This window comes from Gordonia sp. NPDC003504 (genome assembly GCF_053587995.1).
Map to the genome: position 1 here is coordinate 186,472 of NZ_JBSFPC010000002.1, position 12,915 is coordinate 199,386.

At 66.8% G+C, this 12,915-nt stretch carries 11 protein-coding genes; 3 read left to right on the top strand and 8 right to left on the bottom strand.

The features are described from left to right. Window positions 1-3 precede the first annotated feature (3 nt). Window positions 4-879, top strand: a complete 876-nt coding sequence (locus ACWDPV_RS05050; RefSeq protein WP_449742030.1) for a LysR family transcriptional regulator — start codon at window positions 4-6, stop codon at window positions 877-879. 181 nt (window positions 880-1,060) lie between these two features. Here the strand turns inward: ACWDPV_RS05050 and ACWDPV_RS05055 are convergent, their stop codons facing one another. The 7 genes from ACWDPV_RS05055 to ACWDPV_RS05085 all read right to left on the bottom strand — a co-directional run bounded on the left by ACWDPV_RS05055 (window position 1,061) and on the right by ACWDPV_RS05085 (window position 8,189). Further along, on the bottom strand, window positions 1,061-1,558 hold the full coding sequence (locus tag ACWDPV_RS05055; protein ID WP_449742031.1) for a hypothetical protein: 498 nt from the start codon (window positions 1,556-1,558) through the stop codon (window positions 1,061-1,063). 1 nt (window position 1,559) lies between these two features. Then, window positions 1,560-1,772: a helix-turn-helix transcriptional regulator gene (locus tag ACWDPV_RS05060; RefSeq protein ID WP_449742032.1), complete on the bottom strand. Its 213-nt coding sequence runs from the start codon at window positions 1,770-1,772 to the stop codon at window positions 1,560-1,562. A gap of 59 nt (window positions 1,773-1,831) precedes the next feature. Beyond that, window positions 1,832-3,067: an acetyl-CoA C-acetyltransferase gene (locus ACWDPV_RS05065; RefSeq protein WP_348808780.1), complete on the bottom strand. Its 1,236-nt coding sequence runs from the start codon at window positions 3,065-3,067 to the stop codon at window positions 1,832-1,834. A 46-nt stretch (window positions 3,068-3,113) separates the two neighbouring features. Next, window positions 3,114-4,757, bottom strand: a complete 1,644-nt coding sequence (locus ACWDPV_RS05070; RefSeq protein WP_348808779.1) for a class I adenylate-forming enzyme family protein — start codon at window positions 4,755-4,757, stop codon at window positions 3,114-3,116. Then, entirely contained in the window at window positions 4,754-5,518 is a 765-nt protein-coding gene (locus tag ACWDPV_RS05075) for an SDR family NAD(P)-dependent oxidoreductase (RefSeq protein WP_348808778.1), read from the bottom strand. Before ACWDPV_RS05075 ends, ACWDPV_RS05070 begins: the two co-directional genes overlap by 4 nt. Before the next feature lie 28 nt (window positions 5,519-5,546). After that, a complete protein-coding gene (locus ACWDPV_RS05080) occupies window positions 5,547-6,683 on the bottom strand; it encodes a thiolase family protein (RefSeq protein ID WP_348808777.1) in 1,137 nt (378 codons plus the stop codon). Between the two features lie 105 nt (window positions 6,684-6,788). Further along, window positions 6,789-8,189: an MFS transporter gene (locus tag ACWDPV_RS05085; protein WP_449742033.1), complete on the bottom strand. Its 1,401-nt coding sequence runs from the start codon at window positions 8,187-8,189 to the stop codon at window positions 6,789-6,791. A gap of 287 nt (window positions 8,190-8,476) precedes the next feature. Here ACWDPV_RS05085 and ACWDPV_RS05090 point away from each other — a divergent pair, with 287 nt between their 5' ends. Both ACWDPV_RS05090 and ACWDPV_RS05095 read left to right on the top strand, forming a co-directional pair. Further along, window positions 8,477-9,673, top strand: a complete 1,197-nt coding sequence (locus ACWDPV_RS05090; protein ID WP_449742034.1) for an acyl-CoA dehydrogenase family protein — start codon at window positions 8,477-8,479, stop codon at window positions 9,671-9,673. A 13-nt stretch (window positions 9,674-9,686) separates the two neighbouring features. Then, window positions 9,687-10,844 carry an acyl-CoA dehydrogenase family protein gene (locus ACWDPV_RS05095; RefSeq protein ID WP_449742035.1) on the top strand — a complete coding sequence of 386 codons (1,158 nt, stop codon included), beginning with the start codon at window positions 9,687-9,689 and terminating at the stop codon, window positions 10,842-10,844. Window positions 10,845-10,870: 26 nt separating this feature from the next. Here ACWDPV_RS05095 and ACWDPV_RS05100 read toward each other — a convergent pair whose 3' ends face one another. After that, window positions 10,871-12,901 carry an NAD(+) synthase gene (locus tag ACWDPV_RS05100; protein ID WP_449742036.1) on the bottom strand — a complete coding sequence of 677 codons (2,031 nt, stop codon included), beginning with the start codon at window positions 12,899-12,901 and terminating at the stop codon, window positions 10,871-10,873. Window positions 12,902-12,915: the final 14 nt, after the last annotated feature.

Sequence of the window (12,915 nt, forward strand, 5' to 3'; positions counted from 1 at the left end):
GCCGTGGAGTTACGTCAGGTCGAGTACTTCCTCGCCGTCGTCGAGCACGGCGGCATCGGCGGCGCGTCCACCGCGTTGGGCGTCACCCAACCGACTGTGTCCCAAGCACTTCGGGCTCTGGAACGGGAGCTCGGGGTGCAACTGTTCCACCGCATCGGTCGCGGTATGGTGCCGAGTTCCGCCGGCCGCGCCCTGGTGGGTAGCTCACGGCAGATCATCCGCGACGTCGGCGCCGTCGACGATGCACTGTCGGCGGCCGGCGGTGAGGTGACCGGCCGGGTGGAGATCCTGGCCTCGCCCTTTGTCGAGGGACAAGCCGTCACCGACCTGATCCAGCGCTTTCGGCTCGACCATCCCAGTGTCACCGTTCATCTGGGCGATCTTCGCGACGAGGAACTGGCCGCGACCATGCTCGAGGAGGGTCGCTGCGAGTTCGTGATCACCCACTTGTCCACGGTGTCCGACGATCTCGACGCCATCGTGCTCGGTGAGCACGAGTACTGGCTGGTCTGCCCACCGGGCACCGAGCTTCCTGACGGTCCGGTGGCGGTGGCGGACATGCCACTCATTCCGATGATCTTTGTCCCGAGGGGCGGCTCGGTGGCCGACGAGATCGAAAGCGCCATCCGCGAATCCGGGGTTCGACTACCCCACGCGGTGATCTCCGCGCATCGGCAGGAACGGTTGCCGATGGTGCTCGCCGGGATCGGCGGCAGCCTCCTCGAACGGCAGATCGCCGAAGCTGTCGCCGACCGCGCCGTCGTGCGCCCGATGAGTCCGCGTTTCGCGCGGACCTTCGCGCTCGTCTTCGATCCGGGCGCTCTGTCGTTGGCGGGTCAGGCGTTTGCCGATACCGCGCGGGCGATGATCGGAGGCTGAGGAGCCGTATCCGCCGAGTCGGGCATGTCGGGGTCGAGGAGGTTCCACGGTTGAGTGCTGTTGCGTGCGTGAGGTTTTCGGATTGCGGTGGTCTCGACCTCGACAAGCTCGGCCCGGCGGACACACGACGAGCTCGCTTCGCGTGCGCACTCGACCAGCGGGAGTGACGGCCGCCGCCTCCTCAGGAATCCAGGTCGTCGGCGATCCGACGAATCTCCGATCTCTTTGCCCGATGTCGCGCAAACAGGTAGGCGGCCGTGCCGCCGGCCACCCCGCCGACTATCGCTCCGACGATCGTGGCCGAGTCGCCGGACGGAGTGATCTCGAGGATGACCGCGAGGGCCATGGACACTGAACACGCTCCCGTGATCACGCCGAGACCGAGGACGCGTCGCCGTGAGGCACGAGCGTAGACCAGCGATTGCGCGTCGACGCCACGCGCCTTGGCAAACCGCTGCCATTCCATCGCCGGCACGATCAGTACCAGCCACAAGCCGATCGTGACCCAGATCGGGATGAACCAGGCAGCCACCGCTGAGAGGATCCACAGCGCAACCGCCATCACCGAATAGATGTAGGCGTAGCCCTCGAGCAGGACCGCCCGTTCTCGTTCATCCCCCCAGGAGGCGTCTTCGGGTCCGAGGACGAGATTCGGGAGAGTTCTTCGTGCTGAACCCATGTCATTCCTTCCGATCATCGAGCGGAAACAGTTCCTCCACGGTCGCACCGAGAGCTCGTGCGATCCGCAACGCCAAGTACACCGACGGCGCGTAATCGCCACGCTCCAGCGACACGATCGTCTGCCTGCTCACCCCGACCGCCGATGCCAGATCGGCCTGTCGCATGGCGTTCCGGGTCCGCGCCACCCGTACCGGTGACTCCCCATCCGCCATGCCACGAGTAAAGCCCGCTTGACATGACATGTCAAGCGGGCTTTACACAGAACGCGTGGCTACAGGTGCCAGCTCACCCGCTCGAACACCGCGGCCAGGCCCTGACCACCGCCGATACACATCGTCTCGAGACCGTAGCGGGCTTCGCGCCGGTGCAGTTCCCGAGCGAGGGAGGCGAGCATGCGGCCGCCGGTCGCACCGACCGGATGTCCCAGTGAGATACCGGAGCCGTGGACATTCGTGCGCGCGAAATCGGCACTGCCGGTGGAGAACCGGCCGAAACCCCATTCCCGGGTGACCGCGAGGGCCTGCGCCGCGAATGCCTCGTTCAGTTCGATGACGTCGATGTCCGACAACGCCAAACCCGCTTTGGCCAGGGCCTTCTCGGTGGCCGGGACCGGTCCGATACCCATCGTGCGGGGCGGCACTCCCGCCAGCCCCCAGGACACCAGCCGCACCAGCGGTCGCAGCCCACGCTTCTCGGCGACATCGGGGGTGGTGACGATGCACATCGACGCGGCATCGTTCTGGCCGCTGGCATTGCCCGCGGTCACCGTGGCGTCGGGGTCGGTCTTGCCCATGATCGGCCGCAGACCCGACAGGGCCTCGAGTGAGATGTCGGCGCGCGGATGTTCGTCGGTGTCGATGACGTTCTCGCTCTTCCGGTTCCGTACGGTGACCGGGACGATCTCCTCGGCCAGGATGCCGTCCTTCTGTGCGCGGACGGCCCGCTGATGGGATTCGACGGCGAGTTCGTCCTGCTCGGCGCGGGAGATGTCGTACTGCTCACGCAGGTTCTCGGCGGTCTCGATCATCCCGCCGGGCACCGGGTAGTTCTTGCCACCGGCGGTCGAACGCGCGCGAACGAGACTGTCGTGCATGGTGATTCCGGTGCGTGCGCCACCCCAGCGCATGTCGACGGAGTAGAACGAGGCGTTGCTCATCGATTCGGTGCCGCCGGCGATCACCAGATCGTTGTCACCGGCGGCCACCTGATAGCCGGCCTGGATGACGGCCTGCAGCCCGGAGCCGCAGCGACGGTCGATGTGCATGCCGGGTACCGACGTCGGCAGTCCGGCGTCCAGCGCCACCACCCGGCCGATGGCCGGCGCCTCGCTGTTGCCGTTGCAGTGTCCGAGGATCACATCCTCGACTACGTCAGGCGCGATACCGGTGCGCTCGAGCAGGCCGGACAGTGCGCTCACCCCCAGCTCGACGGCGGTCAACGCCTGAAACATGCCGCCGTAGCGGCCGATCGGGGTGCGAACCGGTTCACAGATGACCACGTCGCGCATGGGGTCTGCCCTTCTCCTTCGTGAACGATCAAAAGAATGTCGTGATTCAGCATGCCGCGAGCTGGGCCCGCAACGCCACCTTCTGGATTTTGCCCGCCGCCGACGTCGGCAGGGCGTCGACGACGATGACGTCGCGGATCTTCTTGTACGGCAGCACCTGTTCGGCGACGAAGCCGATGACGGCATCGGGGTCGACGTGATGACCGCCCTCGGCCACCACGAATGCCACCGGCTCCTGCCCCTTGGCGCCGACCTCCCGCGCCACCACCGCGGCACTGGAGATGTCGGGGTGGGTCACCAGGATCTCCTCGAGCTCACGCGGATACACGTTGTACCCCTTGTAGATCAGCATGTCCTTGGCGCGGTCGCAGATGTAGAGGTGACCGTCGTCGTCGAGGTAGGCGATGTCGCCGGTGTCGAGCCACCCGTCGACGTACTGCGCGGCGGTGACATCGGGATGATTCAGGTAGCCGGCGGTCACCTGCGGGCCGCGCACCCAGAGCCCGCCACGCTCGCCCGGTGCGAGCACCGTCGCTTGATCGTCGAGCGAGCGGATCTGCACCTGGGTGTCGAAGGTCGGCAATCCCACACTGCCGAAACGGTAGTCACCGATCCCCGATGCACCGGCGGTCAGTGGTGCCGACGACACCAGGCAGGTGGCCTCGGTCAGACCGTAACCCTCCACCACCGAGCCGTGCGGGAACGCGGCGGCCAGCCGCTCGAGGGTGACGTGATCGATCGGTGCGGCCCCCGACGAGACCACCCGCACCGACGACAGGTCCCGGGTCGCGACGTCCGGATGCGCGGCCAGCGCATGCCACATCGTCGGGCTCCCGGTGATGTAGGTGGCGCGGTGGGTCTCGATGAGCTCGAGCATCCGCGCCGGATCGAACCGCTGCGCGCCGGTCACCGCCAGCACATGGGTGGCGCCACACAACAGCAGGAAGGACATGTTGATCAGGGCGTGGGCATGGAACAGCGGTGAGACCACCACGGTCGCAGCAGCTCCCGGCACCACGCCGCGATTCGAGTCTTCTCGAGCCACCAGCGTGAAGCCACCGTCGGCGTCCTCGGTCACGGCGTGTCCCGCCCGCCAGGCGATCATCTGCGTGGCGTTGGCGATCACGTTGCGGTGCAACACCTGCACGCCCTTGGACACCCCGGTGGTGCCGCCGGTGAAGGCGAGGTGCGCGACGTCGTCCCCGGTGATCGTGAGCTCGGGAACCCCGGTGGCGTCGGCGGTCAGTTCGGCGAGGGTGATCACCCCGGCCGGGGCCGCCTCGCCGTCGACGAGGATCACCGCCCGCAACGCGGAATCGGCTGCGGCCAACAGGGTGTCGAGTTGCTGTGCTCCGGTGAACACCGCCACGGCGGCGGTCTCGACGAGTTGGCCCCGCAGACCCGCAACCGGTTGCGCCGGATTGATCAGCGTGACCGCGGCACCAGCGCGCAACGCACCGTAATAGGCGACGACGAACTCGACGCTGTTGGTGAGATGCAGTGCCACCACATCTCGTTCGGCCACCCCGACCGCCCGCAGCCCGGCGGCCACCGCGGCGGTACGCACGTCGAGGTCGTCGTAGGTCAGGACGGTGTCACCGTCGACGACCGCCGCACATCCCGGGTAGAGGTGCGCCATGCCGGCCGGGAGATCGGCGAGAGTGAGTGCCGGGTAATGGAGTTCGCTCATCGCGGCGCCATCCGGATGGCGCCGTCGAGCCGGATGGTCTCGCCGTTGAGGTAGCTGTTCTCCAGGATCGACACGGCCAGCTGACCGAATTCCGACGGCTTGCCCAGCCGCGACGGATTGGGGATGCTCGCGGCCAGCGACGCCCGGACATCGTCCCGCAGACGCGCCAGCAGCGGCGTGTCCATGGTGCCGGGGGCGATGGTGTTGACCCGGATGAGTTTGCTCGCCAGGTCACGCGCGGCCACCAGGGTCATGCCGACGATGCCGGCTTTGGAAGCGCTGTAATTGATCTGACCGATCTGGCCCTCGAAGGCGGCGACCGACGCGGTCATGATGATGGCGCCGCGTTCACCGTCGATGTCGTCGAGGCGGGCCATCCGTTCGGCCCCCAGCGAGAGGGCGTGGAAGGAGCCGATCAGGTTGAGGCGGAGGACGAACTCGAAGTCGTCGGCCGACCCGGCCTTACCTTCGCGGTCGAGGATGCGCATGCGTCGGCCCGCACCGGCGCAGTGCACCAGCGCCCGAAGCCCACCCCGATTGTCGGCGACGTCGAGGGCGGCCGCGAACTGTTCGGCGTCGGTGATGTCGGCGGCGGCGAAAGCTGCTGCCGGGCCGAGTGATTCGGCGACCGCGGCTCCGTCGGAGGTGGGCAGGTCGATGAGGGTGACCTGCCCGCCGGCATCGATGATGCGTTGTGCGGTGGCGAGCCCGAGACCGGATGCGCCGCCGGTGACGGCGGTCGAGAGACCTTTGAGTTCCATGAATTCTCCTGGGGATTGAGGCGAGTGCTCAGCCGAGCAGTTCGTAGATGGTGGCGTTGGCCATGCCACCCGCCTCGCACATCGTCTGCAGGCCGTGGCCGATACCGTTGTTGCGCATGTGGTGGACCAGCCGGGTGGCGAGGATGGCCCCCGAACCGCCGAGGGGATGGCCGACGGCGATGGCCCCACCGAGCGGGTTGAGGGCCTTCTCGTCGGCACCGGTCTCGATCTGCCACGCCAGCGGCACCGGCGCGAATGCCTCGTTCACCTCGAAGGCGCCGATGTCGCCGATCGAGAGTCCGGATCGCGCAAGGGCTTTGGCGGTGGCCGGGATCGGTCCGGTCAGCATGACCACCGGGTCGTCGCCGGTGACGACGGTGGTGTGGATGCGGACCAGCGGCGTCAGGCCGCGGGCGGCGGCCTGAGCACTCGACATGATCAGCAGCGCGCCGGAACCGTCGGAGATCTGGGAGGCGTTGCCCGCGTGGATCACTCCGTTCTCGTCGAAGACCGTGCGCAGCTTGGCCATCGATTCCAGCGAGCCGCCGCGCCGGATTCCCTCGTCGCCCTCGAGCACCCCGGGTAGCGGGGCGAGTTGCCCGTCGAAGGCTCCGGCGTCGGAGGCGGCCGCGGCGAGTTCGTGTGAGCGCAGCGAGTATTCGTCGAGTCGGGTGCGGGAGAGGCCCCAGCGGCGTGCCATCGTCTCGGCGCCGAGGCCCTGACTGAAGCGGTCCACACCGTAGCGGTCGAGGACGGTCGACGGTTGGTGTTCCCCGTTGGGGGCGGCGCTGCCCATCGGAACGCGACTCATCGATTCCACCCCGCCGGCGACGACCACGTCGAGTTGACCGGAGATGACCGCGGCGGCCGCCATCGCGATGGCCTGCTGACTCGAGCCGCAGGCGCGGGTGATGGTGGTGCCGGGAACACTCTCCGGCCAGCCGGCGGCCAGGATCGCGGTACGCGCGATGTTGCCGGCCTGCTCGGCATGCTGACTGACGCATCCCCACATGACGTCGTCGATGTCGGCCGGATCGATGCCGGTGCGTCCCACGAGCGCCTCGAGGACGTGGGCGGAGAGGTCGGCCGGGTGGATTCCCGACAACGCTCCCCCGCGTCGTCCGATCGGTGTGCGGACCGCGTCGACGATCACTGCGTCGGTCATGGTCGTGTCCTTCCCTTGCTGCCGGTCCTTCGAATCCACCATGACCGGTGTTGCTTCACAAGTAGATTCACGTTCATGCGGTCATAGCCGTGGCCTATGGTCGCCTCACGCATCGGCGTACACCGTGGTCCGGATCGCCCTCTTGTCGCGGTCGGGATCGACGAAGATCAGCGCCAGCACCGCGGTCACCGCGGCGACGAGACCGAGGATCTGGAAGGCGGTGGCATAGCCCGCGGCCTTGCTCGAGGCGGCGTCGACAATCAGCCCGGTGGCGTACGGCGCGATGAGTCCGCCGATGGCCATCACCGCGAGAAACGCGCCCAGGGTGCCGGCCATCTGGCGCGGCGGGCAGATCTCCGAGATCGCCGAGTTCAGCAGCGGGAAGACGATCGCGGCGAATCCGTACCCGACGGAGACCACCATCACGGCGACGATCGGGGTGCCGATCGACGGCAGCAGCGCCAGCATCGCACCGCAGAACAGGACCCCGGCCGCGGGCACGATCACCCGGACCTTGCGTGACGACGACCCGGCCGCGAGCATCCGATCGCCCACCGACGTCGACACCAGCATCAGGATCAGACCGACGATCGAGGGCAGCGCGAACATCGATCCGGCCTGCACGCGGCTGTAGCCGAGGCCGACCTCGAAGTACGACGGCAGCCAGGTCAGCACGACGGTGACCAGCGCGTACACACTCATCACCAGCAGCGCCCCGAAGACGAAGGTGCGTGAGGTGACGATCCGGCGCCACGGCACCGTCGGTTCCTCGGCCACCTCGGTGGCACCAGTGTCGTCCGACGCCTTCTTCACACCACCCTTGGTGTACGGACCCTCACGCCACGTACCCAGCCAGACCACGCACCAGACCACCCCGGCCACCGACAGGCAGATCAGTGCGGCGCGCCAGCCGAGGCTGACGGTGACGACGGCCAGGACGGGGGCGATGGCGATCTTGGCGATCGATGCCGCGCCCGCGAGCAACGCCGACGGCACACCACGCCGGGCGGGCGGATGCCACGAGTAGGCGGCCGTGTGCAGCAGCGCCGAACTCGGTCCCTCGGCCAGGCCGAGCAGCAACCTGCTGACGATGAGCACACCGAACGACGCGACCGCCACCAGCGGCAGCATCGCCACCCCCCAACACAGCGCGAGCAGGATCAACGCCCATTTCAGGGTGAGCCAGCGGTTGAGCAGTCCGGCGAAGAAGCCGCCGATGGTGAAGGTCAGGAAGAACAGGCTGCCCACCAAACCGATTTGCGCCGAACTCAATCCGATCTCGTCGGCGAGTGGCTGGGCGATGATGCCGAGGACAGCCTTGTCGGCGTAGTTGACGACGTAGAGCGCCACCAGGAGGCCGGTGAGTCCCCACGCGGTGCGACGCGATTCGCCGAAACCACCGGCCGAGCCACCCGCGGGGGTGGCGGCCGGGATGTCGGTGGTGGACGGGGCCGTGGCGAGCGTGGTCGTCGGTTCGGGAGTGCCGTCGGGGGCGGCGAGGGTCATGGGGTCCTCCGGGGGTTCTGGCGGCGGGGATGAGATCCGGGAGCGAGTGTGGCGGCGCCACCCGATGCTCGAATGAGTGCGCTGGATCACAGCCGCAGTCCCATCAGAACCGACGGTCCGTTTTGCCGACAATGCCCAAGTTGGCGATGGAGCCGGAAGGCCGAACCTATATGCGCAGGTCGGGCGCCGAATCCCGGTGGTTTCCGGGTCATCCATTGTCTGGCCCTATCGGAGCGTTAGCCGGAGACCACGTTCCTGATACCTGCCTCGCGGGGCATGCTGTGACCATGGCCCGCCTCGCCCAGACCCTGGGACTCACCGATATCCAGACCGAGATCGTCGCCAACGTGCGCCGCTTCGTCGACACCCAGATCATCCCGAACGCGCAGGAGCTCGAGCACACCGACACCTACCCGCAGGAGATCGTCGACGGTATGCGGGAGATGGGCCTGTTCGGCCTGATGATCCCCGAGGAGTACGGCGGACTCGGCGAGTCCCTGCTCACCTACGCCCTGTGTGTCGAGGAACTGGCCCGCGGTTGGATGAGCGTGTCGGGGGTGATCAACACCCACTTCATCGTCGCCTACATGCTGCGTCAGCACGGCACCGAGGAGCAGAAGGCGCGATTGCTCCCGCGGATGGCGACCGGTGAGGTGCGCGGTGCCTTTTCGATGAGCGAACCCGATCTGGGTTCGGATGTGGCGGCGATCAAGACCTCCGCCAAACGCGACACCGAGGGCGGGTACACCATCAACGGCGCGAAGATGTGGCTGACCAACGGCGCGTCGTCGACATTGGTGGCCGCGCTGGTCCGAACCGACGAGGGTGCCGAGAAACCGCACCACAACCTGACCACCTTCCTGATCGAGAAGCCCGCCGGCTTCGGCGAAGTGGTTGCGGGACTGACCATTCCGCGCAAGATCGAGAAGATGGGCTACAAGGGCATCGACACCACCGAGCTCGTCTTCGACGGCTATCACACCACCGCCGACAACATCCTCGGCGGCGCCCCCGGCCGCGGGTTCGCGCAGATGATGGACGGCGTCGAGGTCGGTCGGGTGAACGTGTCGGCCCGGGCATGCGGTGTGGCGCAACGCGCTTTCGAGTTGGCGATCGACTACGCCCAGCAGCGACGCACCTTCGGCAAGCCGATCGCCGAACATCAGGCGGTCGCGTTCAGCCTGGCCGAGATGGCCACCAAGGTGGAGGCGGCGCATCTGATGATGGTGAATGCCGCACGGCTCAAGGATTCCGGCGAACGCAACGACGTCGCCGCCGGCATGAGCAAGTATCTGTGCAGCGAATACTGCGCCGAGGTCACCCAGGCCAGTTTCCGCATCCACGGCGGATACGGCTATTCCAAGGAGTTCGAGATCGAGCGGCTGATGCGTGAGGCTCCCTTCCTGCTGATCGGTGAGGGCACCAGCGAGATCCAGAAGCAGATCATCTCCAAGGGACTTCTCCGCGAGTACCGGACCAACTGAGAGGCGAGAACACATGCAGCGCACCGTTTTCAACGAGGATCACGACGCCTTCCGCAAGACCATCCGGGATTTCATCGCCAAGGAGGTGGTGCCGGTCCATCACGAGTGGGAGAAGCAGGGGCATCCGCCCCGCGAGTTCTACAACAAGCTCGGCGAACTCGGCGTGCTCGGCATCGAGGCACCCGAGCAGTACGGCGGCGGCGGCGAACACGACTTTACCTACTCCCTGGTGATCAGTGAGGAATGCGCCGCGGCCGGGGTGACCTTCGGCAGCTATTCGGTGCACGCCAACCTGATCCTGCCGTACCTGATGGAGTACGCCACCGAGGAGCAGAAGCAGCGGTGGCTGCCCGGATTCTGTTCCGGCGACCTGATGTTCGCGATCGCCATGACCGAACCGGGTACCGGATCCGATCTCGCCAACATCTCGACAACGGCCAGGCTCACCGAGGACGGCACGCACTACATCCTCGACGGCGCCAAGACCTTCATCACCGGCGGCGCCCTCGCCGACCGCATCCTCGTGGTCTGCCGCACCTCGCCCTTCGATCCCGACAACCGTCGTGCCGGACTGACGATCCTGGTGGTCGACACCACCTCCGAGGGCTTTGCCGTCGGCCGCAAGCTGGAGAAGATCGGCCTCAAGGCCTCCGACACCGCCGAGTTGTCGTTCAGCTCCGTGAGGGTCCCGGTGGAGGATCGACTCGGCGATGAGGGCGCCGGATTCCGTTACCTCACACATAATCTCGCGCAGGAGCGACTGACGATCGCGATCGGTTCGTCGGCGACGGCGGCCGCGGCCCTGCAGCATGCGCTCGCCTACACCCGCGAACGCGACGTCTTCGGACGGCCGGTCGCATCGTTCCAGAACACCAAGTTCGTCCTCGCCGAGTGCTCGGCCGAGGTGGAGGCGATCCAGCACTTCGTCGACCGTGCACTAACCTTGCATAACGCCGGCGAGCTCTCCGTCGCCGACGCCGCACGCGCCAAACTGTTCGCCACCGACACCGCGGGAAAGGTCATCGACAAGTGCCTGCAGTTGCACGGCGGCTACGGCTACATCACCGAATTCCCCATCGCCCGTCTGTACGCCGACACCCGCGTCTCCCGGATTTACGGCGGCACAAGCGAAGTGATGAAGACGATCATCGCCAAGGATCTGGGGTTGTAGGTCGACAGACCCACCCGGCCCTGGGATCAGTTCCCGTGCAGTTCATCCAGCCAGGCCCGTGCCGATGCATCCGACGGCGAGCGCCAGTCCCCGCGCGGCGACAGCGATCCACCCGAACCGATCTTCGGCCCGTTGGGCATGGCGGTGCGCTTGAACTGGTTGCCCATGAATCGCTCGCAGAACACCGACAGCCACTTCTCGATCGTCTCGTCGTCGTAGACGTTGTGCGCGTCGATCGATTCCCGATCCCATTGCGCGCCACGGTCGAGTAAACCCCACGCCTGTCGCGCGAGGAAGGCGATCTTGCTGGGGCGGTAGCCGAAACGGGTCAGGTGATACAGGAAGAAGTCGTGGAGTTCATAGGGTCCCACCGCGTCCTCGGTGGACTGGATGGCGCCGTCCTCACCGGGTGGCACCAGCTCCGGCGAAATCACGTCGGCGAGGATCTCGGTCAACGCACCGGTGGTCTCAGCGGAGTAGTCGCCATTGCCGATCATCCAGCGGATCAGATGCTGGACAAGGGTTTTGGGCACCGAGGAGTTCACGTTGTAGTGCGACATCTGATCGCCGACACCGTAGGTACACCAGCCGAGAGCCAGTTCGGAGAGATCACCGGTACCGAGGACGATCCCGCCGTGGTGGTTGGCCAGGCGGAACAGGTGCGACGTGCGTTCGCCGGCCTGCACGTTCTCGAAGGTGACATCGAAAACCTTCTCGCCCTTGACAAACGGATGGCCGAGATCGGCCAGCATCTGCTCACACGACGGCCGGATGTCGATCTCGGAACCACTGACCCCCAGCGAATCCATCAACACGTGTGCCCGGCGCAAGGTGGCGTCGCCGGTGGCGAATCCCGGCATCGTGTACGCGAGAATGTTGGTGCGCGGCAAACCGAGTCGATCGAAGGTGTCGACGGCCACCAGTAACGCCAGCGTGGAGTCGAGGCCACCGGAGACGCCGATGACGATCTTCTCCAGTCCCGTCGCCCGCAGTCGCGCGGCGAGCCCCTGCACCTGGATGTTGCCCACCTCGCGGCAACGTTCATCGAGATCCGCGGTACCGCTGGGCACGAACGGAAAGCGCGGGATCGGGCGTCGCAGCATGCCTGCGGCGGAACCGGAAGCGATGTCACCGAACGTAAATGACACACGCCGCATGCCTTTGAGAGCTTCCCGGTGGTCCCCGACCTGGTCCCGCACACTGGTCATTCGCATACGTTCCTGCCGAAGGCGGTCCAGATCGATGTCGGCACTGATGATCTGGGCGCCCATCTCGAACTGCCGGCTGCGCGTCAGCAGTGACCCGTTCTCGGTGATCAGCGCGTCACCATCCCAGGCCAGATCGGTGGTCGACTCGCCGAACCCGGCCGCCACATACAGGTGCGCGGCGATACACCGCGCGGAATGGCTGGTGCTCAACAGTTTCCGATACGACTCCTTACCCACGGTGACCGGCGAGCCGGACAGATTGGCCAGCACGGTGGCACCGGCCAACGACGCCCACACGCTAGGCGGGATCGGCACCCAGCCGTCCTCGCAGATCTCCACATGTACCGCGAACCCGGGCAGATCGTCGGCGACGAAGATCAGGTCGGCACCGAACGGCACATCCGCGCCGAAGAGCCGCACCGAGTCGGTCGGCGCATCACGCGCGGCACTGTAGTAGCGCTTGTCGTAGAACTCCCGATAATTGGCCAGATACGACTTCGGCACGACGCCGAGAATCTGCCCGTCGCGGATCACGACGCCGCAGTTGTACAGCCCGTCGCCGACCACGAGTGGCGCCCCGACCACCACCAGCGCCGGGCATCGGGCACTGGCGTCGACGACGGATGCCAACGCCTGCAGGCACCCGTCGAGGACGGCATCCTGCTGGACGAGGTCGTCGATGCTGTAGCCGCACAGCCCCATCTCGGGGAAGACGATCAACGCGGCGCCGTCGGCAGCGGCGTCGGCCATCAGCTCGATGGTGGCCTCGGCGTTGGCGCGGGGGTCGGCGATACGGACCACCGGAACGGCTCCGGCGACGCGTGCGAAGCCATGGTCATAGACGGACACGTGATAAGCGTATC